This window comes from Burkholderia sp. TSV86 (assembly GCF_001522865.1).
In the GTDB taxonomy this organism is placed as follows: Bacteria; Pseudomonadota; Gammaproteobacteria; order Burkholderiales; family Burkholderiaceae; genus Burkholderia.
Genome location: NZ_LOWB01000098.1, coordinates 120,665 through 147,336, shown reverse-complemented (window position 1 = coordinate 147,336; position 26,672 = coordinate 120,665). Strand labels below are relative to the sequence as shown.

General features: G+C 64.7%; 27 protein-coding genes. 20 read left to right on the top strand and 7 right to left on the bottom strand.

Annotated elements, in window-relative coordinates:
• Window positions 1-5 precede the first annotated feature (5 nt).
• From WS68_RS17080 to cysM, 5 genes are all read left to right on the top strand, one after another.
• Window positions 6-1,406 carry a UDP-glucose dehydrogenase family protein gene (locus WS68_RS17080; RefSeq protein WP_059571909.1) on the top strand — a complete coding sequence of 467 codons (1,401 nt, stop codon included), beginning with the start codon at window positions 6-8 and terminating at the stop codon, window positions 1,404-1,406.
• A complete protein-coding gene (gene rfaE1 / locus WS68_RS17075; RefSeq protein ID WP_059571908.1) occupies window positions 1,375-2,379 on the top strand; it encodes a D-glycero-beta-D-manno-heptose-7-phosphate kinase in 1,005 nt (334 codons plus the stop codon). Before WS68_RS17080 ends, rfaE1 begins: the two co-directional genes overlap by 32 nt.
• 68 nt (window positions 2,380-2,447) lie before the next feature.
• Complete coding sequence (gene rfaD / locus WS68_RS17070; RefSeq protein WP_059571951.1) at window positions 2,448-3,440, top strand: ADP-glyceromanno-heptose 6-epimerase; 993 nt, start codon at window positions 2,448-2,450, stop codon at window positions 3,438-3,440.
• An 85-nt stretch (window positions 3,441-3,525) separates the two neighbouring features.
• Window positions 3,526-3,864, top strand: a complete 339-nt coding sequence (locus WS68_RS17065; RefSeq protein WP_059571907.1) for a ComEA family DNA-binding protein — start codon at window positions 3,526-3,528, stop codon at window positions 3,862-3,864.
• Between the two features lie 157 nt (window positions 3,865-4,021).
• A complete protein-coding gene (gene cysM, locus WS68_RS17060) occupies window positions 4,022-4,924 on the top strand; it encodes a cysteine synthase CysM (protein ID WP_059571906.1) in 903 nt (300 codons plus the stop codon).
• A gap of 118 nt (window positions 4,925-5,042) precedes the next feature.
• On the opposite strand, the gene mltB is transcribed toward cysM, so the two are convergent.
• Window positions 5,043-6,272, bottom strand: coding sequence for a lytic murein transglycosylase B (mltB, locus tag WS68_RS17055; protein ID WP_059571905.1), 1,230 nt, complete (start codon window positions 6,270-6,272; stop codon window positions 5,043-5,045).
• A 203-nt stretch (window positions 6,273-6,475) separates the two neighbouring features.
• On the opposite strand from mltB, the gene WS68_RS17050 reads away from it, so the two are divergent.
• On the top strand, window positions 6,476-7,399 hold the full coding sequence (locus tag WS68_RS17050) for a histone deacetylase family protein (protein ID WP_059571904.1): 924 nt from the start codon (window positions 6,476-6,478) through the stop codon (window positions 7,397-7,399).
• A gap of 138 nt (window positions 7,400-7,537) precedes the next feature.
• Here WS68_RS17050 and WS68_RS17045 read toward each other — a convergent pair whose 3' ends face one another.
• Window positions 7,538-8,380, bottom strand: coding sequence for an alpha/beta hydrolase (locus tag WS68_RS17045; protein ID WP_231753048.1), 843 nt, complete (start codon window positions 8,378-8,380; stop codon window positions 7,538-7,540).
• Between the two features lie 323 nt (window positions 8,381-8,703).
• Here WS68_RS17045 and WS68_RS17040 point away from each other — a divergent pair, with 323 nt between their 5' ends.
• From WS68_RS17040 to WS68_RS17015, 6 genes are all read left to right on the top strand, one after another.
• Complete coding sequence (locus WS68_RS17040; RefSeq protein WP_059571902.1) at window positions 8,704-9,738, top strand: methionine ABC transporter ATP-binding protein; 1,035 nt, start codon at window positions 8,704-8,706, stop codon at window positions 9,736-9,738.
• Window positions 9,728-10,381: a methionine ABC transporter permease gene (locus WS68_RS17035; RefSeq protein ID WP_059571901.1), complete on the top strand. Its 654-nt coding sequence runs from the start codon at window positions 9,728-9,730 to the stop codon at window positions 10,379-10,381. Before WS68_RS17040 ends, WS68_RS17035 begins: the two co-directional genes overlap by 11 nt.
• A gap of 78 nt (window positions 10,382-10,459) precedes the next feature.
• Entirely contained in the window at window positions 10,460-11,257 is a 798-nt protein-coding gene (locus tag WS68_RS17030) for a MetQ/NlpA family ABC transporter substrate-binding protein (protein ID WP_082710111.1), read from the top strand.
• 240 nt (window positions 11,258-11,497) lie between these two features.
• A complete protein-coding gene (locus WS68_RS17025) occupies window positions 11,498-12,247 on the top strand; it encodes an electron transfer flavoprotein subunit beta/FixA family protein (RefSeq protein ID WP_059571900.1) in 750 nt (249 codons plus the stop codon).
• A gap of 15 nt (window positions 12,248-12,262) precedes the next feature.
• Complete coding sequence (locus WS68_RS17020) at window positions 12,263-13,198, top strand: electron transfer flavoprotein subunit alpha/FixB family protein (RefSeq protein ID WP_059571899.1); 936 nt, start codon at window positions 12,263-12,265, stop codon at window positions 13,196-13,198.
• A gap of 113 nt (window positions 13,199-13,311) precedes the next feature.
• Window positions 13,312-15,102: an acyl-CoA dehydrogenase gene (locus WS68_RS17015; RefSeq protein WP_059571898.1), complete on the top strand. Its 1,791-nt coding sequence runs from the start codon at window positions 13,312-13,314 to the stop codon at window positions 15,100-15,102.
• A gap of 215 nt (window positions 15,103-15,317) precedes the next feature.
• On the opposite strand, the gene WS68_RS17010 is transcribed toward WS68_RS17015, so the two are convergent.
• Window positions 15,318-16,619 (bottom strand): D-amino acid dehydrogenase, encoded by a 1,302-nt coding sequence (locus tag WS68_RS17010; protein WP_059571897.1) that lies wholly within the window; start codon window positions 16,617-16,619, stop codon window positions 15,318-15,320.
• A 144-nt stretch (window positions 16,620-16,763) separates the two neighbouring features.
• On the opposite strand from WS68_RS17010, the gene WS68_RS17005 reads away from it, so the two are divergent.
• Together WS68_RS17005 and WS68_RS17000 are read left to right on the top strand one after the other, a co-directional pair.
• Entirely contained in the window at window positions 16,764-17,252 is a 489-nt protein-coding gene (locus tag WS68_RS17005) for an Lrp/AsnC ligand binding domain-containing protein (protein WP_059571896.1), read from the top strand.
• A gap of 124 nt (window positions 17,253-17,376) precedes the next feature.
• The gene (locus tag WS68_RS17000) at window positions 17,377-18,528 is read left to right on the top strand and encodes a PA0069 family radical SAM protein (RefSeq protein WP_059571895.1); all 1,152 of its coding nucleotides are present in this window, start codon (window positions 17,377-17,379) and stop codon (window positions 18,526-18,528) included.
• A 55-nt stretch (window positions 18,529-18,583) separates the two neighbouring features.
• Here the strand turns inward: WS68_RS17000 and WS68_RS16995 are convergent, their stop codons facing one another.
• Window positions 18,584-19,051: an NINE protein gene (locus WS68_RS16995; RefSeq protein WP_059571894.1), complete on the bottom strand. Its 468-nt coding sequence runs from the start codon at window positions 19,049-19,051 to the stop codon at window positions 18,584-18,586.
• A gap of 528 nt (window positions 19,052-19,579) precedes the next feature.
• Here WS68_RS16995 and rpsP point away from each other — a divergent pair.
• The 6 genes from rpsP to WS68_RS16960 all read left to right on the top strand — a co-directional run bounded on the left by rpsP (window position 19,580) and on the right by WS68_RS16960 (window position 23,716).
• The gene (rpsP, locus tag WS68_RS16985) at window positions 19,580-19,834 is read left to right on the top strand and encodes a 30S ribosomal protein S16 (protein WP_004189402.1); all 255 of its coding nucleotides are present in this window, start codon (window positions 19,580-19,582) and stop codon (window positions 19,832-19,834) included.
• 42 nt (window positions 19,835-19,876) lie between these two features.
• Window positions 19,877-20,566 carry a ribosome maturation factor RimM gene (rimM, locus tag WS68_RS16980; protein WP_059571892.1) on the top strand — a complete coding sequence of 230 codons (690 nt, stop codon included), beginning with the start codon at window positions 19,877-19,879 and terminating at the stop codon, window positions 20,564-20,566.
• Window positions 20,567-21,358: a tRNA (guanosine(37)-N1)-methyltransferase TrmD gene (gene trmD, locus WS68_RS16975; protein WP_059571891.1), complete on the top strand. Its 792-nt coding sequence runs from the start codon at window positions 20,567-20,569 to the stop codon at window positions 21,356-21,358.
• 136 nt (window positions 21,359-21,494) lie between these two features.
• Window positions 21,495-21,887 (top strand): 50S ribosomal protein L19, encoded by a 393-nt coding sequence (gene rplS / locus WS68_RS16970; protein ID WP_059519105.1) that lies wholly within the window; start codon window positions 21,495-21,497, stop codon window positions 21,885-21,887.
• Window positions 21,888-21,973: 86 nt separating this feature from the next.
• Entirely contained in the window at window positions 21,974-22,654 is a 681-nt protein-coding gene (locus WS68_RS16965) for a CoA pyrophosphatase (protein ID WP_059571949.1), read from the top strand.
• A gap of 123 nt (window positions 22,655-22,777) precedes the next feature.
• Window positions 22,778-23,716, top strand: coding sequence for a CobD/CbiB family protein (locus tag WS68_RS16960; RefSeq protein ID WP_059571890.1), 939 nt, complete (start codon window positions 22,778-22,780; stop codon window positions 23,714-23,716).
• 245 nt (window positions 23,717-23,961) lie between these two features.
• Here WS68_RS16960 and WS68_RS16955 read toward each other — a convergent pair whose 3' ends face one another.
• The 3 genes from WS68_RS16955 to WS68_RS16945 all read right to left on the bottom strand — a co-directional run bounded on the left by WS68_RS16955 (window position 23,962) and on the right by WS68_RS16945 (window position 26,598).
• Window positions 23,962-24,279 (bottom strand): putative signal transducing protein, encoded by a 318-nt coding sequence (locus WS68_RS16955; protein WP_059571948.1) that lies wholly within the window; start codon window positions 24,277-24,279, stop codon window positions 23,962-23,964.
• A 118-nt stretch (window positions 24,280-24,397) separates the two neighbouring features.
• Window positions 24,398-25,342 (bottom strand): ribosome small subunit-dependent GTPase A, encoded by a 945-nt coding sequence (gene rsgA / locus WS68_RS16950; protein ID WP_059571889.1) that lies wholly within the window; start codon window positions 25,340-25,342, stop codon window positions 24,398-24,400.
• Window positions 25,339-26,598: a M48 family metallopeptidase gene (locus WS68_RS16945; RefSeq protein ID WP_059571888.1), complete on the bottom strand. Its 1,260-nt coding sequence runs from the start codon at window positions 26,596-26,598 to the stop codon at window positions 25,339-25,341. Before WS68_RS16945 ends, rsgA begins: the two co-directional genes overlap by 4 nt.
• Window positions 26,599-26,672 lie beyond the last annotated feature (74 nt).

Sequence of the window (26,672 nt, the reverse complement as noted above, 5' to 3'; positions counted from 1 at the left end):
TACATATGAAGATCACCATCATCGGCACGGGCTATGTGGGCCTCGTCACCGGCGCGTGTCTTGCCGAGATCGGGCACGACGTGTTCTGTCTGGATGTCGATCCACGCAAGATCGAGATCCTGAACAGCGGCGGCATCCCGATTCACGAACCCGGTTTGCAGGAAATCATCGCGCGCACCCGCGCGGCCGGACGCATCACGTTCTCGACCGATATCGAGGCGAGCGTCGCGCACGGCGAGATCCAGTTCATCGCGGTCGGAACGCCGCCGGACGAGGACGGCTCGGCCGATCTGCAATACGTGCTCGAAGCGGCGCGCAACATCGGCCGCCACATGGCGGGCTACAAGGTGATCGTCGACAAATCGACCGTGCCCGTCGGCACGGCGCAGCGCGTGCGCAGCGTGATCGCCGAGGCGCTCGCCGCGCGCGGCCTCGCGGACAGCGGCGCGCATGCGTTCTCGGTCGTGTCGAATCCAGAGTTTCTGAAAGAGGGCGCGGCCGTTGACGATTTCATGCGGCCGGATCGGATCATCATCGGCGTCGATGACGACGCCGCCGGCGAGATCGCGCGCGAGAAGATGAAAAAGCTCTATGCGCCTTTCAACCGCAACCACGAGCGGACCATCTACATGGATGTGCGCTCGGCCGAGTTCGCGAAATACGCGGCGAACGCGATGCTCGCCACGCGCATCTCGTTCATGAACGAGATGTCGAATCTCGCGGATCGCGTGGGCGCGGATATCGAGGCGGTGCGCCGCGGGATCGGCTCCGATCCGCGAATCGGCTATCACTTTTTGTATGCGGGCGTCGGCTACGGCGGCTCGTGTTTTCCGAAGGACGTGCAGGCGTTGATTCGCACCGCGAGTGAGCATGGTCATCCACTGAAGATTCTCGAGGCGGTCGAGGCGGTGAACCACGCGCAGAAGAACGTGCTGCTCGGCAAGATCGAAGCGCGCTACGGCGCGGATCTGAGCGGGCGCACGTTCGCCGTTTGGGGGCTTGCGTTCAAGCCGAACACCGACGACATGCGCGAAGCGCCGAGCCGGCGGCTGATCGCCGCGCTGCTCGAGCGCGGCGCGGTGGTGCGCGCGTACGATCCCGTTGCGCTTGACGAGGCGCGGCGCGTGTTCGCGCTCGATCTGCACGGCGCGCCCGACGTGCTCGCGCGGCTCGCGTTCGCCGATGCCGCCGACGATGCGCTCGCAGGCGCGGACGCGCTCGTCGTCGTCACCGAATGGAAGGAATTCAAGAGCCCGGATTTCTCGCATCTGAAGTCGATGCTGAAGACGCCGGTGATCTTCGACGGCCGCAATCTATACGAACCCGATGCGATGGCCGAACTCGGCATCGATTACCACGGAATTGGACGCCCCCATGTCGAGCCGTATTCGTCAGCCCGCAGATAAGCGCGCGGCGCAGGACGCCTCGGCGTTCGCCGCGCCGGCGGGGCTCGTCGTGCCGCGCGCGCAGCTTGCCCAATCGCGCGTGCTCGTCGTCGGCGATGTGATGCTCGACCGCTACTGGTTCGGCAACGTCAACCGGATCTCGCCCGAAGCGCCGGTGCCGGTCGTGCATGTGCAGCGGCAGGAGGAGCGTCTGGGCGGCGCGGCGAACGTCGCGCGCAACGCGGTGACGCTGGGCGGCCAGGCTGGCCTTTTGTGCGTGGTCGGCCGCGACGAGCCGGGCGAGCGGATCGTCGAGTTGCTGGGCGAGAGCGGCGTGACGCCGTATCTCGAACGGGATCCGGCGCTGCCGACGACGATCAAGCTGCGCGTGCTCGCGCAGCAGCAGCAGTTGCTGCGCGTCGATTTCGAGGCCGCGCCGACGCACGAGGTGCTGCTGGCCGGACTGGCGCGCTTCGACGCGCTGCTGCCGTCGTATGACGTCGTGCTGATGTCGGATTACGCGAAAGGCGGCCTCACGCACGTGACGACGATGATCGCGACCGCGCGCGCGGCGGGCAAGCAGGTGCTCGTCGATCCGAAGGGCGCCGATTGGGACCGCTATCGCGGCGCGTCGCTGATCACGCCGAACCGCGCGGAGTTGCGCGAGGTCGTCGGGCAATGGAAATCGGAAGACGATCTGCGTGAGCGCGTCGCGGCGCTGCGCGATGCGCTCGCGATCGACGCGCTGCTGCTCACGCGCTCGGAAGAGGGAATGACGCTGTTTGCCGCCGACGGCGAGTTGCACGTGCCGGCGCTCGCGCGCGAGGTATACGACGTGTCGGGCGCGGGCGACACGGTGATCGCGACCGTCGCGACGATGCTGGGCGCGGGGCTGCCGCTCGTCGACGCGGTGGCGCTCGCGAACCGGGCTGCGGGCATCGTCGTCGGCAAGCTCGGCACCGCGACGGTCGAGTACGACGAACTGTTTCACTGAATCGAACAGCACCGGCGCGCGCCGCGGCGCCGCGCGCGGTGCGCAACACTCTCATCGGCAGGACGATCATGACTCTCATCGTTACCGGCGCGGCCGGCTTCATCGGCGCGAACCTCGTGAAGGCGCTGAACGAGCGCGGCGAGACGCGCATCATCGCGGTCGACAATCTGACACGCGCGGACAAGTTCAAGAATCTCATCGATTGCGAGATCGACGATTATCTCGACAAGACCGAGTTCGTCGAGCGCTTTGCGCGTGGAGATTTCGGCAAGGTCCGCGCGGTGTTCCACGAAGGCGCGTGCTCGGACACGATTGAGACCGACGGCCGCTACATGATGGACAACAACTTCCGTTACAGCCGCGCGGTGCTCGATGCGTGCGTTGCCCAGGGCGTGCAGTTCCTGTATGCGTCGTCGGCCGCGATCTACGGCGGCTCCAGCCGCTTCGTCGAGACGCGCGACGTCGAGGCGCCGCTGAACGTCTACGGTTATTCGAAATTCCTGTTCGACCAGGTGGTCCGCCGCGTGCTGCCGGGCGCGAAGAGCCAGATCGCGGGCTTTCGCTACTTCAACGTGTACGGGCCGCGCGAATCGCACAAGGGGCGCATGGCGTCGGTCGCGTTCCACAACTTCAACCAGTTCCGTGCCGAGGGCAAGGTCAAGCTGTTCGGCGAGTACAACGGCTACGGGCCGGGCGAGCAGACGCGCGATTTCGTGTCGGTCGAGGACGTCGCGAAGGTGAACCTGTTCTTCTTCGATCATCCCGAGAAGTCGGGCATCTTCAATCTCGGCACCGGCCGCGCGCAGCCGTTCAACGACATCGCGACAACGGTCGTCAACACGCTGCGCGCGCTGGACGGCAAGCCCGCGCTGACGCTTGCCGAGCAGGTGGAGCAAGGGCTCGTCGAATACGTGCTGTTTCCCGACGCACTGCGCGGCAAGTATCAATGCTTCACGCAGGCCGATCAGACCAAGCTGCGCGAGGCCGGCTACGACGCGCCGTTTTTGACGGTGCAGCAAGGCGTCGATCGCTACGTGCGTTGGCTGTTCGGCCAGCTATAAGCGTCACGCTGTCTTCTTTAGACTGGGTCTCACGGTCGGCGGCCGCCGGCCGTTCGTTTTTGATGCGAACCCTACGGAGATCCAGATGCTGAAGAAAATTTTCGCGACGCTCGCGCTCGTTGCCGCGGCCGCGCACGGATGGGCCGCCGTCGACGTCAATGTCGCAACCGACGACGCGCTGCGCGGTATCAAGGGAATCGGCCCGGCCAAAGCGAAGGCGATCATCGACGAGCGCAGCGCGCACGGTCCGTTCAAGGATGCCGCCGACCTCGCGCGGCGGGTGAAGGGAATGGGCGGCAAGACGCTCGAGCGTCTTGCCGCCGAAGGGCTGGCGATCGGCGCGGCGGACGCGCGCCCGCCCGCCGCGGCCGCCACGGCGGCGACAGCGGCCGCGCCGCAAAGAGCGGGGGCGGCCAAGAAATAATCCGGTCTGCTGACTATTCGGGTGTGATGTCTCCTTCAGCCGCCGCTGCGGGCGGCGGATTCCCGCGGCTTGCCGCGGGTTTTTTGCATGGCGCGCGTGCGTTTGTCCGCTGGTTTACAATCGATCAATTGTTCGGCATCGGATATACGCGACGTTCATGGCTTACAAAACTATCGAAGACACCATCGGCAATACGCCGCTGGTTCAATTGGTCCGGTTGCCGGACGACGAAATTCGTGCGCGCAACAACGTGGTGCTCGCGAAGCTCGAAGGTAACAATCCGGCGGGCTCGGTGAAGGACCGTCCGGCGCTGTCGATGATTCGCAAGGCCGAGGAGCGCGGCACGATCAAACCGGGCGACACGCTGATCGAGGCGACGAGCGGCAATACCGGCATCGCGCTCGCGATGGCCGCGGCAATTCGCGGCTACAAGATGGTGCTCATCATGCCGGAGGATCTGTCGGTCGAGCGCCGCCAAAGTATGGCTGCATACGGCGCGGAAATCATCCTGACGCCGGTGAAGGGCGGCATGGAGTTCGCGCGCGATCTCGCCGATCAAATGCAGCGCGAAGGCCGCGGCGTGATTCTCGATCAGTTCGCGAACCCCGACAATCCGCTTGCACATTACGAAGGCACCGGCCCGGAGATCTGGCGTGAAACCGAAGGCCGCATCACGCATTTCGTGTCCGCGATGGGAACGACGGGCACGATCATGGGGACGTCGAAGTATCTGAAGGAAAGCAATCCGGCGATCGAAATCGTCGGTGCGCAGCCTGAGGAGGGCTCGCGCATTCCGGGCATTCGCAAATGGCCGGACGCGTATATGCCCAAGATCTTCGACAAGAGCCGTGTCGATCGCGTCGAAGGCGTGAGTCAGGCCGCATCGGAGGCGATGGCGCGCAAGCTCGCGTCCGTCGAGGGCATTTTTGCCGGCATTTCGTCGGGCGGCGCATGCGAAGTGGCGCTGCGCGTCGCGCGGCAGGTCGAGAACGCGACGATCGTGTTCATTGTCTGCGACCGCGGTGACCGTTACCTGTCGACCGGGGTGTTTCCCGCATGACACGCGTGGGCGACGGGCCGCACGCGAGGCGTGCCGCCGGATGCATGAAAAAAAGCGCCGCTTGCGGCGCTTTTTCGTATCGGCGCGCGGCGGCGATTGCGCTGCCGCGCGGCTCGACTTACTCCGATGGCGATGAGGTTTCTGCGGGCGCGTCGTCGCCGGTTGGCGACGACAATGCGCCGTTCGCCGCCATCTGCGCTTTCACGCGCTCGCCGAGCTGGTATACCGCGAGTGCATAAAAGAAGCTGCGGTTGTAGCGGGTCAGCACGTAGAAATTTTGCAGTCCGAGCTTGTATTCGGTCGGGCGGCCGGGCGTCGGCAGATCGACCACCAGCACGGGCGTGCTGCCCTCTGATGCGGCGTCGATGGCCGGCTCGTCGAGCGCGAGCCCCGCGCGCAGGAATTGCGACAGTGTCCAGTGCGGCTCGGGCTTGCCGTCCGCGGCCGCCTGCGCAACACCACGGCTGCCCTGATCGGGCGCGATGTTCCAGATCACCGGCCGGCCGGTTTCCCAGCCGTGCTGCTTCAGATAATTCGCGACGCTGCCGATTGCGTCGGCCGAACTGGCGCGCAGGTCGATATGGCCGTTGCCATCGTAATCGACCGCGTATTCGCGGATGCTGCTCGGCAGAAATTGAGGAATGCCGATCGCGCCCGTATACGAGCCGAGCACGGACGTCGGGTCGAGCTGGCTGTCGCGCGTCCACACGAGGAAGTCTTCGAGGTTTTTTCGGAACGTCGCCTGGCGGTCTTCGCGGTTCGGCGTGTTGGGGTAGTCGAACGCGAGCGTCGTCAGCGCGTCGAGCGTGCGGAAGTTGCCCATGTAGCGCCCGTAGATCGTCTCGACGCCGATGATGCCGACGATCACCTCGGGCGGCACGCCGAATTCCGCCGACGCGCGTTGCAGCGTCGCGCGGTTCGCACGCCAGAACTTCACGCCCGCGTTGATGCGAACCGGATCGAGAAAGCGCGCTTGATAGACACGCCAGTTCTTGACGGACGGCGTCGGCGCGGGCAGCACGAGCTTCGCGGCGGTTGCCGAATAGCTGACGCGCGAGAAGAGCGCGCGCAGCGCGTTTGCATCGAAGTCGTGGCGCGCGGCCATGTCGGCGATAAATGCGTCGATCTTCGGGTTGCTCGCGTAACGCTGCGGGACGATTTCTTCTTCGAACGTCTGAGCGGCCGACGCAGCCGGTTGCGGCTGCGCTTGCGAGACGGTGGCCACGGCCGGCGCGGTTTGCGCGGCCGCGATGCCGGCCGACAGCAAAGCGGCGAGCGACAGTGCGGCCAACGGTGTGCGAAGGCGCAAGGCGAACGAGGCGGAGGATACTGACTGATTGAAATTCATGTCGAAGCGAAGCAGGCTGGCGAACGGATTCGGCGCAGTATAACCGACGCATCCGCTGCGTCTCGGCGGCGCGCGGCATGATGCGGTTGTGGTAAGTTAAGCGCGAATCAAGTATGAAGCCGCGCACGACACGCGACATCGCACACATCGATCATCACTGAGGGAGACCCGCCGCGCATCCGGCCGCCCGGCGGAATCAGCTTATGACAACGGCCTTTTATACCCACCCCGACTGCATGCTGCATGAGATGGGGCAGTGGCATCCCGAGTCGCCGGCGCGGCTATCGGCGATTCAGGATCAGTTGATCGCGAGCCGTATCGACGAACTGCTTGCGCATGAAACAGCGCCTTTCGCGAGCGAGACCGCGCTTGCGCGCGTGCATACGCGGGCGCACATCGATTACATCCGCAATCTGATTCCGGGCGAAGGGTACGTGACGGTCGACTCCGACACGCTTGCCAATCCCCACACGTGGCGCGCGGCGCTGCGCGCGGCGGGCGCCGCCGTCGACGCGACGGATGCGGTGCTCGAAGGGCGCTACGACAACGCGTTTTGCAGCGTGCGCCCGCCCGGCCATCACGCAGAGCCCGCGCGCGCGATGGGCTTTTGCTTCTTCAACAATATCGCAATCGCCGCGCGGCACGCACTCGATATCCACGGGCTCGACCGGGTGGCGATCGTCGATTTCGACGTTCATCACGGCAATGGCACCGAAGCCGCGTTCGCGAACGACGAGCGCGTGCTGATGTGCAGTTTCTTCCAATCGCCGCTGTACCCGTTCTCGGGCGTCGATCATCAGGCGCCGAACATGGTCAATCTGCCGATGGCCGCGCGCACGAACGGAATGGCGGTGCGTGAGGCGGTCGAGATGATGTGGCTGCCGCGGCTCGAAGCGTTCCGGCCGCAGATGTTGTTCGTGTCGGCGGGCTTCGATGCGCATCGCGAGGACGACATCGGCGGGATGGCGCTCGTCGAGGCCGACTATGAATGGCTGACCACGCGGATTTGCGATGTCGCGCGGCGGCACGCGCAAGGCCGCATCGTGAGCTGTCTCGAAGGCGGCTATAACCTTTCCGCGCTTGGGCGCAGCGTGGTCGCGCATCTGCGCGTGCTGGCCGGCGTTTGAGCGCCGTGCGCCGGCGCGTGCGGATTGTCGAATGCCGCGGCATTTGCCGGGAAGGCCGTGCATTCGCGCGCATGCATCCGGTTTCGTTGCTTCGAACCTGCCTCGAACCCGCTTCGGATGCGGCGCACGGCATGCCCGTCAGCCGCGCTTGGGCGCGCGTGACAGAATCCAGTCGATCAGCGCGCCGATCACGCGCTCGCGATCCAGATCGTTGATCGTCTCGTGATAACTGCCTTCATAAATCGTCAGCGTTCGGTCGGGCGAGCCGACATGCGCGCCGAAATCGCGGCTACCATCCGGTTCGGTCAGCTTGTCGGTCGTGCCGTGGTAGACGAGCACCGGCAGGCGAAGCGCCGCCCGGCCGCGCTCGATTTCCTGCATCGCGGCGAGAATCTCGGCGCCGGTGCGCGCCGGTACCGGGCCGTGATGCACGAGCGGGTCCGCGCGATTGGCAGCCACCACCGCCGGATCGCGCGACAGCAGCGCGGCATCGATCTTGAGCGCCGGAAAACGCGGCCAGATGCGGCTGACGAGGCGGCTCGCCGCCAGCATCCAGCGCGGCACGTCGCGGCCCGGCGCGAGCGCGGGGCTTGACAGGATCAGCCCGGCAAGCGTGCGCCGGCGGGCGGGCGCGCATTTGATCGCATAGAGTGCCGCAATCGCGCCGCCCATGCTGTGCCCCATGAGGAAAAGCGGCGTGCCGTCGTTGCGCGCGGCGCCGGCGACGATCGCGTCGGCATCTTCGAGAAACGCGTCGAAGCGTTCGATCCAGGCGCGCTCGCCGGGCGAGCGTCCATGCCCGCGCAAATCGGCGCTGACGAGTTCGATGCCCGCCGCATTCAGCTGTTCGGCGAGCGCCTGATAGCGGCCCGCGTGCTCGGCGAGCCCGTGGACGAGCGCCACGCTCGCGCGTGGCGCGCCGAACGATGCCGCAACAGGCCAGCGGTGCACCGCGAGTTCGAGCCCGTCGGCCGTGCGCACGCGCGGCTGCTGTAATGCCGCGCCGCCGGCGGTTGCGGTGCGGCGGCCGGCTTCGGTCGAGGCGGTGGCGTCCATAGGCATGTCTCCGGAATATGTCGTTCGTCGCCGAGCAGAGCAGAGCAGGGCGGTGCGCCGATCATAGACGCCGTTTGCGACGGTCCGCTCGGGCGCGGCCCTCTAATTGCGATTCGTTATGAAAAGGTTGGAATCGATTATTAAGAGATATGTTGCGAATGCGGTAAACTCGCGGGTCGTTTCCCGTATGCGGCGGTCGACTGGCGAGGCCCGACATGAGAGGCAGCGCCGCCCGCCGTTTTGTTTACATGATTGAAATTCGTAATCTTTCGCAACGTTTCGAGGGGCCGCGCGGCTGGATCGAGGCGTTGCACAACGTCAATCTGACGATCCCGCGCGGCGAGGTGTTTGGGATCATCGGCCGTAGCGGCGCGGGCAAGAGCACGCTCGTGCGCACGATCAACCTGCTCACGCGGCCCTCGGAAGGCAGCGTGAGCGTCGACGGGCGCGATCTGACGAGCTTGTCCGCGAGCGAGCTGCGCGCGGCGCGGCGCGACATCGGGATGATCTTTCAGCACTTCAACCTGCTGTCGTCGCGCACCGTGTTCGGCAACGTCGCGCTGCCGCTCGAGCTTGCGGGTGCGAAGCGCGCGCAGATCGAGGCGACGGTGCTGCCGCTGCTCGAACTCGTCGGGCTCGCCGCGCAGAAGGACCGCTATCCGTCGCAGATCAGCGGCGGCCAGAAGCAGCGCGTCGGCATTGCGCGCGCGCTCGCGAGCAAGCCGAAGGTATTGCTGTCCGACGAAGCGACATCGGCGCTCGACCCCGAGACGACGCGCGCGATCCTCGATCTGTTGCGGCGCATCAACCGCGAGCTTGGCTTGACGGTGGTGCTCATCACGCACCAGATGGAAGTGATCAAGGAGGTTTGCGACCGCGTCGCGGTGCTTGACGCGGGGCGCGTCGTCGAGGAGGGCAACGTGATCGACGTGTTCATGCGCCCGCATCACGAAGTCACGCGCGCGCTGATCGGCGACGTAATCGCGCAGGAATTGCCGCCGGCGATGAAGGCGCGTGTCGCCGAGCGATTGAAGGCGGGCGCGGGCCATCTGCTGCGGCTTGCGTTCACCGGCTCGGGCGTCGATCAGCCGATCCTGTCCGAGACGATTCGCCGCTACGAATTGGACTTCAACATCCTGCATGGCCAGATCGACGAGATCCAGGGCCGCGCGTTCGGCTCGCTCGCGGTGCTCGCGACGGGCGAGCCGGGCAAGATGGGGCAGGCGCTCGCGTATCTGCGCGAGCAGGGCGTGGTCGTCGAGGAGCTTTCGCATGTTGAGTGAAATGTTCGATATGTTCGTGCAGTCGTTCTGGGAGACGCTGATCATGGTCGGCATCTCCGGGGCGCTCGGCGCGCTCGTCGGGTTGCCGCTCGGCGTGCTCGTTTATCTGACCGACCGTCAGGGCGTGCTGCGCAATCTCGCGGTGAATCGCGTGCTCGGCGGCGTCATCAACGCGGTGCGCTCGACGCCGTTCATCATCCTGCTCGTCGCGGTGATTCCGTTTACGCGTCTCGTCGTCGGCTCGTCGATCGGCACCGCGGCGGCGGTCGTGCCGCTCACGCTCGCGGCCGCGCCTTTCATCGCGCGGCTCGTCGAGACCGCGCTGCGCGAGGTCGATCGCGGCCTGATCGAAGCCGCGCAGGCGATGGGCGCGACGACGAGCCAGATCGTGTTCAAGGTGCTGTTGCCGGAATCGCTGCCGGGCATCGTCGCCGGGCTCACGATCACGTTCGTGTCGCTCGTCGGTTATTCGGCGATGGCGGGCGCGATCGGCGGCGGCGGCCTTGGCGATCTCGGCATCCGCTACGGCTATCAGCGCTACTTGCCGGAAGTGATGTGGGTGGTCGTCGCGATCCTGATCGTGTTCGTGCAGATCGTGCAGTCGTTCGGCGATTGGATCGTGCGGCGGTTGAGTCATAAATAATCATCGATGAGCGGGCGCTTGCGTGCCGCATCGCGATGCGGCACGGCTTGGCTTGGCTCGGTTTCGGGAGATCGGAAGATGCGGCGGAGAATGATGCTGAGGCTTGCGGCTGCGCTAGGGGCGGCTGTCTGCGCGACGCTTGCGCACGGGCAGGCGCAGACGGCGATCAAGGTGGGCGTGACGGGCGGCCCGCACGCGCAGGTGATGGAGCAGGTGAAGCGGGTTGCGGCGAACAGCGGGCTCGACATCCGGATCGTCGAATTCTCCGACTACGTGCAGCCAAATGCCGCGCTCGCGGCGGGCGACATCGACGCGAACAGCTATCAGCACGCGCCGTATCTCGAGCAGCAGGTGAAGGATCGCGGCTACCGGATCGTCAACGTCGCGCGGACGGTCACCTTTCCGATGGGCATCTATTCGAAGCGGGTGAAGACGCTTGCCGAATTGCCTCCCGGCGCGCGCATCGCGATTCCGAATGATCCGACCAATGGCGGGCGCGCACTGTTGTTGCTGCAAAAGCAGGGGCTGTTGAAGCTGCGCGCCGGCGCGGGCCTGAAAGCGACCCGTTTCGACATCATCGGCAACCCGAAGCAATTGAAGATCGTCGAGCTGGACGCCGCGCAGATTCCGCGCTCGCTCGTCGACGTCGACGCCGCCGCGATCAACACGAATTATGCGATGGAGGCCGGACTCAAGCCGAAACAGGATGCGATCGCGATCGAGGGGCCGGGCGGACCATACACGAACGTTCTGGCGGTGCGCGCGGGCGACCAGGACAAACCGTGGGTCGCGAAACTCGTTGCCGCGTACCGGTCACCCGACGTGAAGCGCTTTATCGAGCGGCAATATGGCGGCGCGGTGATCGCCGCGTGGTAAGCGTGGCGGCGCTTGCCGCGGATTAGAGGCGGCGATCGAACCCCCGGGCTTGGCGTCCGGGTTTTTTCTCTTTTAAAATAGAACGATCGTTCGTTATTGGCGGCGTATCACGATGTGGCGTTAACATCGGCTGGCGCCGAGCGTTGGCCGTCGCAAATTGAATGGCCGGCTTAGCCGCCGCGCGGGCGAGTCGCGCTATAAAATGGCCGCTGGTCGTATTCGTAACTTTGGAGCGTGTGCATGAAAATCCTGGTGCCAGTGAAAAGAGTGGTCGATTACAACGTGAAGGTCCGGGTGAAATCGGACGGTACGGGCGTCGACATCGCGAACGTGAAAATGTCGATGAACCCGTTCGATGAAATCGCGGTCGAGGAGGCGGTGCGGCTGAAGGAAGCTGGCGTGGCGACAGAGGTGGTCGCGGTGTCGGTGGGCGTCGCGCAGGCGCAGGAGACGCTGCGCACCGCGCTTGCGATCGGCGCGGATCGCGCGATCCTCGTCGAGTCGAACGACGGCGTCGAGCCGCTCGCGGTCGCGAAGATCCTGAAAGCGCTGGTCGACAAGGAGCAGCCGCAGCTCGTGATTCTCGGCAAGCAGGCGATCGACGACGATTCGAACCAGACCGGCCAGATGCTCGCCGCGCTCGCGAATCTGCCACAGGCGACGTTCGCGTCGAAGGTGACGGTGGCGGATGGGAAGGTGAGCGTTGCGCGCGAAGTCGACGGCGGCGCGGAGACGCTGTCGCTGACGCTGCCTGCCGTCGTGACGACGGACCTGCGCCTGAACGAGCCGCGCTACGTGACGTTGCCGAACATCATGAAGGCGAAGAAAAAGCCGCTGGAAACCGTGAAGCCGGAAGACCTCGGCGTGGATGTCGCGTCGCGCCTGAAGACGCTGAAGGTGGCCGAGCCGCCCAAACGCGCGGCGGGCGTGAAGGTGCCGGACGTGAAGACGCTGGTCGAGAAGCTGAAGACCGAAGCGAAAGTGCTGTAAGGGGAGCGCATAAACATGACGATTCTGGTAATTGCCGAACACGACAACGCAGCGATCAAGGCGGCGACGCTGAACACGGTGGCGGCCGCGCAGAAGATCGGCGGCGATATTCACGTGCTGGTTGCGGGCCATAACGCGCAGGGCGCGGCGGACGCGGCGGCGAAGATCGCGGGCGTCGCGAAGGTGCTGCTCGCGGATGCGCCGCAACTGGCGGACGGTCTCGCGGAGAATGTCGAGGCGACGGCGCTGAACGTCGCGAAGGGTTACTCGCATATCCTGCTGCCGGCGACGGCATACGGCAAGAACATCGCGCCGCGGATCGCGGCGAAGCTGGACGTCGCGCAGATCTCCGACATCACGGAGGTCAACAGCGCGGACACGTTCGAGCGCCCGATCTACGCGGGCAACGCGATCGCGACGGTGCAGTCGAGCGATCCGGTCAAGGTGGTCACGGTGCGCGCAACGGGCTTCGATCCGGCCGCAGCCGAGGGCGGCAGCGCGCCGGTCGAGAAGATCGAAGCGGCGGCGGATGCGGGCGTGTCGCAATTCGTGAGCCGCGAAGTGACGAAGCTGGATCGTCCGGAACTCACGAGCGCGAGCATCATCGTGTCGGGCGGTCGGGGGCTGGGCAGCGGCGAGAACTACACGAAGGTGCTGGAGCCGCTCGCGGACAAGCTGCAGGCGGCGCTGGGCGCGTCGCGCGCGGCGGTCGACGCGGGTTATGTGCCGAACGACTACCAGGTGGGGCAGACGGGCAAGATCGTCGCGCCGCAGCTTTATATCGCGGTGGGCATTTCGGGCGCGATCCAGCACTTGGCCGGGATGAAGGATTCGAAGGTGATCGTCGCGATCAACAAGGATCCGGAAGCGCCGATCTTCAGCGTTGCCGATTACGGCCTCGTTGGCGATCTGTTTGCGCTCGTGCCGGAACTGGTCAACGAACTGGGCTGATGCATGCGGTGGTGCGCGCGATGACGGCGCGCGTTGCATCGGCGGGTCGGACATGAACGAAGGGGCGCGGTGTGCGCCCCTTTTCACACCATAAGCGAGAAGGAGAGGAGCAAATGAGCTATACCGCCCCCGTCAAGGACATGCTGTTCGTGATGAAGGAGCTGGCCGGCATCGACGAGGTCGCGAAGCTGCCCGGCTATGAGGACGCCGGTTTCGATACGGCAGCTGCCGTGCTTGACGAAGCCGCGAAGTTCTGCGGCGAAGTGCTCGCGCCGCTCAACGTCGACGGCGACAAGAACCCGAGCAGCTGGAAGGATGGCGCCGTCACCGCGACGCCGGGCTTCAAGGAGGCGTTTCGGCAATTCGTCGAAGGCGGTTGGCAGGGGCTGCAGCATCCGACCGAATACGACGGCCAGGGGCTGCCGAAGCTGATCGCGACGCCGTGCATCGAAATGCTGAATGCATCGAACCTTTCGTTTGCGCTGTGTCCATTGTTGACGGACGGCGCGATCGAAGCGCTGCTCACGGCGGGCACCGATGCGCAGAAATCCCGCTACGTGCCGAAGCTGATCTCCGGCGAATGGACCGGCACGATGAACCTGACGGAGCCGCAGGCGGGTTCCGATCTCGCGCTGGTGCGCTCGCGCGCCGAGCCGCAAGGCGACGGCTCATATAAGGTGTTCGGCACGAAGATCTTCATTACATGGGGCGAGCACGACATGGCGGAGAACATCGTCCATCTCGTGCTGGCGCGCACGCCGAATGCGCCCGAGGGCGTGAAGGGCATCTCGCTGTTCATCGTGCCGAAGTTCCTCGTCAACGACGACGGCAGCCTCGGCGCGCGCAACGACGTGCATTGCGTGTCGATCGAGCACAAGCTCGGCATCAAGGCCAGCCCGACGGCGGTGCTGCAATACGGCGATCACGGCGGCGCGGTCGGCTATCTGGTGGGCGAGGAGAATCGCGGCCTCGAATATATGTTCATCATGATGAATGCGGCGCGCTTCGGCGTCGGCATGCAGGGCATCGGCGTCGCGGACCGCGCGTACCAGAAGGCGGCCGAGTTTGCGAAGGAGCGCGTGCAGAGCCGGCCGGTCGACGGAACAGCCAAGCAGTCGGTGACGATCATTCATCATCCGGACGTGCGCAGAATGCTCGCGACGATGCGCGCGCTTACGGAAGGCGCGCGCGCGCTCGCCTATGTCGCCGCCGCGCATAGCGACATCGCGCACCGTGCCGCTGACGAAGCCGTGCGAGCGAAGCATCAGGCGATCTACGAATATCTGGTGCCGGTCGTGAAGGGCTGGAGCACCGAGATGGTCAACGACGTCGCGAGTCTCGGCATCCAGGTGCATGGCGGGATGGGCTTCATCGAGGAGACGGGCGCCGCGCAGTATTACCGCGACGCGCGTATTCTCGCGATCTACGAAGGCACGACGGCAATTCAGGCGAACGATCTCGTCGGCCGCAAGACGGCGCGCGATGGCGGCGCCGTCGCCAAGGCGATCGTCGCGGAGATTCTGCAGACAGTCGACGCGTTCGGCGGCCATGACAGCCCGGCGTTCGCGGTGATGAAGACGCAGCTTGTGAACGGGGCGCGGGCGTTGTCGGCGGCCGTCGATTTTGTCGTGGCGAACGGCAAGGCCGATCCGAACGCGGTGTTCGCGGGCAGCGTGCCGTATCTGAAGCTCGCGGGCATCGTGCTGTGTGGCTGGCAGTTCGCGCGCGCGTTGCTCGTCGCGCAAGCGAAGCGCGACGACGATCCGAAGTTCTACGACGCGAAGATCGCTATCGCGCAGTTCTACGCGGAGCATATTCTCGTGCAGGCGAATGCTTACGAGGCGGCGATCACCAGCGCGAAGGGCGGGCAAGGCGTGCTCGCGCTGGCGGAAGATCAATTCTGATGCGCCGCGCGAACCGGGTGGCCGGCGTGCCGCGGCGATGATGAGTTGACCGGCCAACAACAAGCGGCGCCCTTTGAACGGTGCCTTTTGAGCCGCACCCCAATGGCGGACATAGATCCAGCCCTTGGGGTGTTTTTCTCGAACCGGTTGTTTTTTGCGCTTTCGCTTGATTGAATCGACGCGAACGAATCGCGCAGCGTGCGCGGGCCAATGCGTTATGCGTACGCGGGGCGATGCTCGCCGTCCGTCTCGCGCAAATACCGGTGCACCGACAGATCGTCCGCGCGGATCGCCGGCTGCTTGCCCGAGATCAGATCCGCGAGCAGTTGGCCCGAGCCGCACGACATCGTCCAGCCGAGCGTGCCATGGCCAGTGTTGAGGAACAGATTCGATACGGGCGTGCGGCCGACGATCGGCGTGCCGTCCGGCGTCATGGGCCGCAACCCGGTCCAGAACGTCGCGTTCGACGTATCGCCGCCGCCAGGGAACAGATCGTTCACGCACATTTCGAGCGTCTCGCGGCGCGCTTCGCGCAGTCCCTTGTCGAAGCCGACGATTTCCGCCATCCCGCCGACGCGGATGCGCTCGTCGAAACGAGTGATCGCGATCTTGTAGGTTTCGTCGAGCACGGTGGACACGGGCGCTTTCGCCGCATCGACGATCGGTGCGGTGATCGAATAGCCCTTGAGCGGGTAGACCGGAATCTTCACGAGATTCGCGATGAAGTTCGTCGAATACGCACCGAGCGCGACCACGTATGCGTCCGCGCGCACGATCTCGGTGCCGCTATGCTCGCTGCCGCATTGCACGCCAGCGATCTTGCCGCCCGCGATCGCGAGCGCGTCGATGCGCGTATTGAAGCGGAATGTCACGCCGAGTTGTTCGGCGAGCGCGGCCAGGCGCGTCGTGAAAAGCTGGCAGTCGCCCGTTTCGTCGCCCGGCAGCCGCAGGCCGCCCGTCAGCTTGTGCGAGACGGCGGCAAGCGCCGGCTCGGCCTTTTGCAACTCGCTTGCCGACAGCAACTCGAACGGCACGTTCGCGTCGCGCAGCACGGCGATGTCCTTCGCGGCGCCATCGAGCTGCTGCTGCGTGCGAAATACCTGAAGCGTGCCGCCCGTGCGGCCTTCGTACTGGATGCCGGTGTCGGCGCGCAGCGCCTGCAGGCAGTCGCGGCTGTATTCGGCGAGACGGACCATGCGGCCCTTATTCAGGGTGTAGCGCTCGGCGCTGCAATTGCGCAACATCTGCCACATCCATTGCAGCTGGAAGCGCGTGCCGTCGAGGCGGATCGCAAGCGGCGCGTGCTTTTCGAACATCCATTTGAGCGCCTTCAGCGGCACACCCGGCGCCGCCCATGGCGCCGCGTAGCCTGGCGAGATCTGGCCGGCGTTCGCAAAGCTCGTCTCGAGCGCGGGGCCGGCCTCGCGATCGATCACGGTGACTTCATGCCCCGCGCGCGCCAAATAATAAGCGCTCGCCACGCCGACCACGCCGCTGCCCAAAATAACCACACGCATAGCTGCTCCAGTTCGAAAACGGCGGATGATGCACGCGGCGACCGATGCGTCCTGTAGTCTTCATCCGACCTAGTTTTTTGCGCTATGATATTTTTGAGTATGTAGGTTTTGTTATTGTATTTTTCTGATTTTCAGTAAAAAACGATGAGAACTCAACGTCAGCCAGTACGCGCGCTCGACAAGCTCGACCGGCGCATTCTGAAGCTTCTGCAAGCGGATGGCCGGATGGCGATGAAGGATCTCGCCGAGCAGGTCGGCCTGACGGTCACACCTTGTATCGAGCGAGTGCGGCGCATGGAGCGCGATGGCGTGATCACCGGCTATCACGCGCATGTCGATCCGGCGCAGCTCGGCGCGGCGCTGTTGGTGTTCGTCGAGATCACGCTCGACCACAAGAACGGCAACATGTTCGAGCAGTTCCGCCGGGAGGTGATGAAGATCGACGAGGTGCTCGAATGCCATCTCGTGTCCGGCGATTTCGACTACTTGATCAAGGCACGGATCGGCGAGATGGCCGATTACCGGAAGCTGCTTGGCGACATCCTGCTGCAATTGCCGGGCGCGGTGCAGTCGAAGAGTTATGTCGTGATGGAGGAGATCAAGGAGACGCTGACGATCTCGGTCGGAGAATGAGGGCTCGATTGCACGGGTAGGGCGGCGGATACGAAACGCTTGGCGCGGCGGATCGGATGCTGTATAAATATACAGTATCGGCGGCCGTGTTCGATGGGGGTCGCGGCTGCTTCCAAGGGGTGTGATGAGCGATCGATCCGACGTCGAATATCCGGTGGCGCCGCCCGTGCTGCGCAAAGGGCGCGGTGCGGTTGGCAATCTGCAAGGGCGTTACGAGACGCTCGAGCGCGAGACGGTCGACGACGGTTGGCCGCGCGGCGAGGGGGGCGAGCCGCCGGTGTTGCGCACGCAGGTATTCGAGGAGCGCGCGAGAACCATTCTCACGCGCAACGTGTCGCCGGACATTCCGTTCAATGTGTCGCTGAACCCGTATCGCGGCTGTGAACATGGCTGCATTTATTGTTTCGCGAGGCCGACGCACAGCTACCTCGGGCTATCGCCTGGGCTCGATTTCGAAAGCCGAATCTATGCGAAGGTAAACGCGGCTGAATTGCTCGAACGCGAACTCGCGAAGCCGCGCTACGTGCCGGAGCCGATTGCGCTTGGCGTCAGCACCGACGCGTATCAGCCGGTCGAGCGCGATCTGCGGATCACGCGGCAGGTGATCCAGGTGATGCACGATCATGGTCAGCCGTTTGCGGCGATCACGAAGTCGTCGTTGATCGAGCGTGATCTGGACCTGCTTGCGCCGATGGCGGCGCGCGGGCAGGTGATGGCGGCGGTCACGATCACGACGCTCGATGCCGAGCTTGCGCGTGCACTCGAACCGCGTGCGGCAACGCCCTCCCGCCGGCTCCGGACGATCCGGGCGCTGCGCGACGCGGGCGTGCCGGTCGGCGTGAGCGTTGCGCCGATGATTCCGTTCGTTACGGAGCCCGATCTTGAGCGCGTGCTTGAAGCGTGCGCGGACGCAGGCGCAACGCACGCCAGCTATATCGTGCTGCGCTTGCCATGGGAAGTGGCGCCGCTTTTTGCTGAATGGCTGGCTGCCCATTTCCCTGATCGCGCTGAGCGGGTGATGGCTCGCGTGCGGGACATGCGTGGCGGGAAGGACTATGACGCCAATTTCAGCACGCGGATGAAAGGAGACGGGATGTGGGCGGATGTGCTCAAACAGCGCTTTCGGATGGCGGTCAAGCGTTACGGCCTCAACGAGCGGACGCGCGGCATTCTCGATTTCACGCAGTTTCGTGCGCCGCCACGTCCATCCGTCATCGCAAGGCAGCGGCGCATTGCGGCGCCGGCTGGCGAGAGTCCGCAATTGGACCTGTTTTGAGCGTCGATTTCCGCTGCCCTCGAACCTTGGCGCGTTGATCGCGCGTGCACGCCCGTTATTGCGAAATCTGTTTCGCGGCTTCGACCTGGGCCTCGAAATACGTCTGGAAAGCGAGCGCGAGCCCCGTCATGAGCAGGAATGCGCCGATCAGCAGCGAGAAAATCACAATGAACACGACGCCCCAGCCCGATCGGCTATGCCGGCCGGTGCCGGCGTTGAATTGGGAATCCCATTTGTCGTCCGCGCGCAGTCCGTAGACGAGTGCAGCAAGAAACGCCGCGAGCAGCGAGATCGCGCCGGGTAACGCGAGGCCCCAGCCGAGCGTTGCAGTACGCTGCGTCGCTGCGAGCAGCAGAAAGCCTGGGATACCGATGATCGTTGCGAGTACGTGCGCCCAGCCCGCGAGATCTTTCCAGCCGTACAGATAGAAGCGGTGCGCGCCGAGCGAGCCGAACAGGAAAGCGAGCAGGGCGGTGAGGGTCTTTGATCGGAAGCGGGGCGGCGTGGACGGGCTGCTTGACATGACTTGCCGGTTGGGGGTCTTACCATGCGAACGCCTCCGGGTTGCCGGAGCGTCGCGGCCGGCTGGCATTCTACGCTCAGGGGCGCTTCGTGGTCATGTGATGATTGCGTCAATGTGTCGCGCTCGTGGCGGGATGTCCGCCATTGGTCATGTATCGGCAGCGAGTGGTCGTATCGTTGCCGTTCGCGGGCGACTTGCCGCCACCGCCATCGTTCGACGGCATCCAATATTCGGCGCGGCCATGGCATCCAGTTCACAGCCGCCCACGCAAACGGTGCCGAAAACGGCTGATCGCGGCGCGCGAAACCGGCGGCGGTCACGAAAGCTGTGGCGAGAACGAGACATTTTTTGCCAGGCGCGCCGCCACAAAAAGCGCGCGAGCCATCGGCAATAAGAAAACGGCAAGGGCCCAGCGTATGGCGTCAACGTTTTTGGGCTGGTAAGTGTTTGTTGCGCCATCAATTTCGGGCTATAATCTCACGTTTCAGTAGTTTTCGTTTTCGAACCCGGTTTCCCGAAGGAATTCATATGGTCATCATCCGTCTGGCTCGCGGCGGCTCGAAGAAGCGCCCGTTCTACAACATCGTCGCTACCGATTCGCGCAACCGTCGTGACGGCCGTTTCATTGAGCGCGTCGGTTTCTACAACCCGGTCGCGACGAAGGGCGAAGCGCTGCGTATCGCTCAAGACCGTCTGACGTACTGGCAAGGCGTGGGCGCACAGCTGTCGCCGACCGTCGAGCGTCTCGTGAAGCAAGCGCAGAAGGCGCAGCCGGCTGCCTAATATGGCTCGGTCTGCCGGAAGTGCTGGCTGCGAGGTGGTCTGATGTCCGGTCACGATTCCGGCGGTGCGAAGCGCGGACAGCCGGCGCCGTTTGGCGTATTTGTCCGCAAGCCGGCCGAGCGCGCTCCGTCGGACGGAGCGGGCGGCGGCCCGGCGGATTCAGAGGCAGTTCGCATCGAGTCGGCGCAATCTTGGCCGGATGATGCGGTCGAAGTCGGCGCGGTGGTCGATGCATACGGTCTCAAGGGCTGGATCAAAATCGCGGCCCATGCCGGCGCAGGGCGCGGCGGCGACGCGCTGTTGAAGGCCGGCCACTGGTGGTTGCAGAAAGGCGGGGAGCGCAAATCCGCGCGCATCGTCCAGGCGAAGCCGCATGGGGACGCGATCGTCGCGCATCCTGCGGGTTTGGCCGATCGCGACGCCGCGCTCGCGCTGCGTGGCTTTCGCGTGTTCGTGCGCCGCGGCGATTTTCCGGCGTTGTCCGACGGTGAGTTTTACTGGGTCGATCTGATCGGCCTTGATGTGGTCAACGAGGCGGGTATCACGCTTGGCAAGGTCGCCGACATGATCGACAACGGTGCGCATTCGATCATGCGCGTCGAATATCCGGCAACCGGCAACGATGGCCAGCCGAAAACCGGTGAGCGGCTGATTCCGTTCGTCGGCGTATATGTCAAGGCGGTAGAGCAAGCGGCGGGGCGCATTGTCGTCGACTGGGAAGCCGATTACTGAATGGACGAAGCCACGCAAAGCGCGATCCAGTTCGATGTCGTGACGCTGTTTCCCGAGATGTTTCGCGCGTTGACCGACTGGGGCATCACGAGCCGCGCGGCGAAGCAGGGGCGGTTCGGTTTGCGCACATGGAATCCGCGCGATTTCACGACCGATAATTACCGTACCGTCGACGATCGCCCATACGGCGGCGGCCCAGGCATGGTCATGCTTGCGAAGCCGCTGGAGGCGGCGATCAGCGCGGCGAAGGCAGCGTTGTCGGCGCAGGGGATCGCGGCGCCGCGTGTCGTGATGATGTCGCCGCAAGGCGCGCCGCTCACGCACCCGCGAGTGATGCGCATGGCGAACGAGCAGGGCGTCGTGCTGCTGTGTGGCCGCTATGAAGCGATCGACCAGCGGCTCATTGACCGCTGCGTCGACGAGGAACTGAGCCTCGGCGATTTCGTGCTGTCGGGTGGCGAACTGCCGGCGATGGCGCTGATGGATGCCGTTGTGCGCCAGCTGCCGGGCGTGTTGAACGACGCGCAATCGGCGGTGCAGGACAGTTTTGCCGATGGGTTGCTCGATTGTCCGCATTACACGCGCCCGGAGGAGTACGAGGGTGCTCGGGTGCCGGACGTGCTGCTAGGCGGCCATCATGCCGAAATCGAGCGTTGGCGCCGGCAGCAAGCGCTGAAGAATACGTTCGCGAAACGTCCCGATCTGATCGAGCGGGCGCGTCGCGACAAGCTGTTGAGCCGCGCCGACGAGGCATGGCTCGCGAGTCTCGCGAAGGAAGCGAAGGCGTCTTGAGCGCCGCTCGTGCCGTTCGCGAAAAGGCGGCGCCGTCCATGCGTGGGCGGCGCCTGATGTAAATCCATCCTCTATCGGGGCCGAGCCGGGAGACCGGCAGGTGCGAACGCCGACAAGATGGCTATAGGAGTCAGTCATGAATCTGATTGCAAAACTTGAGCAGGAAGAGATCGAGCGCGCGCTCGCAGGCAAGACGATCCCCGAATTCGCCCCGGGCGACACGGTGATCGTGAACGTGAACGTGGTGGAAGGTAACCGCAAGCGCGTTCAGGCTTACGAAGGCGTCGTGATCGCGAAGCGCAACCGTGGTCTGAATTCGTCGTTCATCGTCCGCAAGATTTCGTCGGGCGAAGGCGTCGAGCGCACGTTCCAGACCTACTCGCCGCTGTTGGCCAGCATCGTCGTCAAGCGCCGCGGCGACGTGCGCCGTGCGAAGCTGTACTACCTGCGCGAGCGTTCGGGCAAATCGGCTCGAATCAAGGAGAAGCTGGTGTCGAAGGATCGCACCGCTGCTGCTGCGCAAGAGTAAGAGCTGTAAGGAAAAAGCACCCGTCAGGGTGCTTTTTTTATTTCGGCGCGACAATGTGGCCATATTCATCGAATAAGAGCTTGCCCTTGATCCGTCGCCCCATCATTGACCCCGAAGCGTTGCCGATTGTCGCGACTGGCGCGGATTTGCCCCCCGTGCCGGCCGAGCGCTTGACGCCGGCGAGCCTGCGCGAGCGGTTCGCGCGGCCGCCCGAGTGGCGGCAGGAGCTGCACGAGGCGCATTCGGTCGACATCGAATTGCGCAGCGCGTCCGTGCTGGTGCCGATTATCGTGCGCAACCGCAGCCTCACGATGTTGCTGACGCAGCGCACCGATCATTTGAACGACCATGCGGGCCAGATCAGCTTTCCGGGCGGGCGCCGCGAGCCGGGCGACCGCGATGCGATTGCCACTGCGCTGCGCGAGGCGCGCGAGGAGATCGCGCTTGCGTCCGAGCACGTCGAGGTGCTGGGTGTGCTGCCCGACTATGTGACGAATACCGGCTTTTGCGTGTCGCCCGTCGTCGCGCTCGTGCATCCGCCGTTTACGGTTCAGGCGGACCCGTTTGAAGTGGCCGAGATCTTCGAAGTGCCGCTCGACTTTCTGATGAATCCGGCGCATCACGAGGAGCGCACATTTCATTGGCAGGGTGGCGAGCGCCGGTTTTTTGCGATGCCTTATCCGCGCGATGCGGGCGGCGGCCGGTATTTTATCTGGGGCGTCACGGCTGGGATGCTCCGCAATCTGTATCGTTTTCTCGCAGCCTAGTGCTCGGTCGCGCGCCTATTTCGCGCGCCGCCGCCGCGGCGGATGCATGCGACGAGCCATTGACCACGCGCGCTGTGCTATCGTTATGCGAAAAATCAATTATCCGTAAACACGGCCTTTCGCATGACTTTCTTCTCGGTTCTTCTTGCGCTCATCATCGAACAGATCCGCGCGCTGTCGCCGAACAATCCGGCCTTTGCGCTGTTTCAGTCTCATGCGGAAACCGCCGCGCACGGCTTTGACGCCGGCAAGGAGCGGCATGGAGTGCTCGCGTGGCTCGTCGTCGTGCTGCCGTGGGTGTTTGCCGTCGCCCTGATCTATTTCCTGCTGTACAAAGTGAGCTTCGTGCTCGCGTTCATGTGGAACGTCGCCGTCGTGTATTTCACGCTCGGCTTCCGTCAATTCAGCCATTACTTCACCGATATCCATCTCGCGCTCAATAACGACGATGTGCCGCGCGCGCGCGACATTTTGCGCGAATGGACGGGTATCGATACGGTCGATATGCCGGTCGGCGAAATTGTCCGTCACACGTTGATTCATGCCGTGGTCGCCTCGCATCGGCACGTATTCGGCGTGTTTTTTTGGTTCGTGCTGCCGGTCGGTCCCGCAGGCGCGGTGCTGTACCGGATCGCGGAATATCTGTCGCGTAGCTGGCACGCGCCGGCGGATGAGCGTACGGCGGCATTCTCGACGTTCGCGCAGCGCGCGTTCTTCGTGATCGATTGGGTGCCGGCGCGTCTGACCGCGCTCGGTTTTGCGATCGTCGGCAACTTCGAGGATGCGATCTACGCTTGGCGCAATCATACGCGGCAGTGGCCCGATTCGAACGACGGCGTGTTGCTGGCGGCCGGCAGCGGTGCGCTCGGCGCGCGGCTCGCCGGGCCGCTCGCCGAACCGTCGAGCGTCGACGCGCTTGCATCGGGCGATACCGATCCGCTGACGGTCGGCGACGACTGCACGCCGCGCACGCTGCAATCGGCCGTCGGTCTGGTTTGGCGCGCGGTGATTTTGTGGATGCTGTTGCTATTGATGCTGACGATCGCCGTTTGGGTATCGTGACGGCGGGAGAAGGCAAACCTGGCTGGTTGGCCGGATAAGCGGAAAAAACGGCTTCGCGCTTTGCTTGAATTGCACCCCAAAAATTGGACATCCATCCGATTTTTGGGGTGTTTTTCATGAGCCGGCTTGGTGCGCGGCATTTTTGCCGCTTGGGGCATCTTCGCCGATTACGGCCCCATCTCGCGGCAATGGCGATGGCAATGACGGCGGCGGCGTTTTCTGGACGATATCGCATCTATCGCATGTCAGCCGTCGCGCGGATCGCGGCCCGTGCCGCAGTGCCAGCAGGCGGTGAATTGCGGATCGAGCATCTCGCCGCAGTGCGCGCAGCGCCACGGCAGCGCGCCGGGCGCCGGTTCGAGCGAGGCCGCCGCGATCAGCCGCCGCGCCAGCGCCTCGTCGCGCTCATCGTCGAGCCATAGCTCGGGCAGGCACGCATCGAGCGGCAGGCCGCCGAGTGCGCCGCTCGCGTAGCAATTGTGCAACTCGCAGCCGACGCCGGCGGCATCGAGTACATTGGCCCAGTGCTGAGCAGTGGCGAGATCGGGGGCCTTGAAGCGCATGGCGGAGTCCTCCTGCGTGCGGCCGAAACTCGAAAAGCAGCGAAGCCAGCGGCTCGTCAACGGAGGCGTCGAACGGGTTTGGCGCGTGGCCGCGCTGGCCCGCGCTCCCGGCTTTCAATCAACGGACGACTTGACTCGCCTCATGCACGAGCTGCGCATACAGCGCATGACGGGCCGGCGCGATCCGGCCGTCGGCGAGCGCGTCGAGAATCGCGCATCCCGGCTCGTGCAGATGGTGGCAATTATAGAAACGGCAGTGCGGCAACAGCGGCCGGAACTCGGGAAATGCGCGTTCGAGGCGCCCTTCCGTCAGATGATAAAGGCCGAATTCCTGAAATCCCGGCGAGTCGATCAGCGAGCCACCCTCCGGCAGCGGATAGAGGCGGGTGAATGTCGTCGTATGGCGGCCGCTGTTGAGCGCCGCCGAAATCTCCCGCGTTGCCGCTTCGGCATTGGGCACGAGCAAATTGACGAGGGTCGATTTGCCCATCCCGGATTGGCCGAGCAGGATCGTCGCATGGCCGGCCAGGCGCGGCGCGAGCTGCGCGCGCGCGTTGTCGGGCGCGCCCTTGACCGACAGTTCGAGCACATCGTAGCCGAGCGCGCGGTATGGCGCGAGCCGCGTGCGCGCGGCCGGCAACGCGGCGTCGACGTCGATCTTGTTCAGCACGACGATCGGCTTGAGTTCGTTCGCCTCCGCGGCGATCAGCGCGCGGCCGAGCAGATCCTCGCTGAAATGCGGCTCGGTCGCGAGCACGATCAGCAACTGATCGAGATTCGCGGCGAAAAGCTTCGATTTGAACTGATCGGAGCGGTACAGCAGATTGCGGCGCTCGTCGATTGCGACGATCACGCCTTGATCGGCCGACGTCTGCTCATAGCGCACGTTGTCGCCGACCGCGATCTCGCTTTTCTTGCCGCGCGGAAAGCACTGCAACAGCGGACCACCCGTGGCCGGCGCGACGATGTAGTGGCGGCCGTGCGCGGCGATCACGCGGCCTTCGGCGCGCTCGCCGCCGCGCGCGGCGGCCTTTGCCGCCTGCTTGGTCGACGCGCGCTTCATGAATGCTTGAGCAACCGGTCGATGCGCTGCGACGCGGGCGGGTGCGAATAGTAGAACGCGGTGTAGACAGGGTCGGGCGTGAGCGTCGACGCGTTGTCCTCGTAGAGTTTGACGAGTGCGTTGACGAGATCGCGCGGGTCGGTTTGGCTCGCGGCGAACGCGTCGGCCTCGAATTCGTGCTTGCGCGAACTCAGGCTGCCCAGCGGCGTGATGAAGAATAGGAACACCGGCATCGCAAGGAAGAACAGGATCAATGCGACGCCCGCGTTGCTGCCCGACATCGACGGCATCACGCCAAGGCCCGCGTAAAACCACGCGCGCTGCGCAAGCCAGCCGAGGAGCGCGAGCAGCGCGAGGCTCAGCACGAACGACCAGACCATGCGCTTGAGCACGTGCCGGCGTTTGAAATGGCCGAGTTCGTGCGCGAGCACGGCCTCGATCTCGTTGCCGGACAGGCGCGCGAGCAGCGTATCGAAGAACACGATCCGCTTGGCCGCGCCGAAGCCCGTGAAATACGCGTTGCCGTGCGCGGACCGGCGGCTGCCGTCCATCACGAACAGCCCTTTTGCCGCGAAGCCGCAGCGTTTCATCAAGCCTTCGATCCGCGTGCGCAGCGCGTCGTCGGACAGCGGCTCGAATTTATTGAACAGCGGCGCGATGAAGGTCGGGTAGAGCACCAGCACGAGCATTTGGAAGCCGCTCCATACGGCCCACGTCCAAAGCCACCAGAACGTACCCGCCTGATTCATCAGCCATAGCACGACGAACAGAAGCGGCAAGCCGAGCGCGGCGCCGAGCAGCGTGTTCTTTGCGAGATCGGTGAAGAAGAGCCGCTTTGTCATCCGGTTGAAGCCGAAGCGCTCCTCGATGCCGAACTGGCGGTAGTAATCGAACGGCAAGTCGATCGCGCCTGAAATCGCGAGCACGGCGGCGACGAGCGCGACCTGCTGGCCGTAGCCGTGGCCGAGCCAGCGCGTGAGCAGCGTATCGAGCGCGCCGACGCCGCCGAGCAACGTCAGCCCGACGAGCACCGCGGCGCCCGCGACGATCTCGATCATCGCGAAGCGGGTGCGCTCGATCGTGTAGTCGGCCGCGCGCTGATGCGCGGCGAGCGGGATGGTGGTGCTGAATTGCGCGGGCACGCGGTTGCGATGTGCGGCGACGAAGCGGATCTGCCGGGACGCAAGCCACAGCTTGGTGCCCGTCATCGCGACGAGCGCGGCGGCGAAGAGCAGGGTGAAGGTATAGGCGGACATCGAGGGCGTGAGTAGGTATCTATGCGAGAATTATATGTTCTTGTGCACACCGCCCGTTGGCGGGTTTGCCGGCC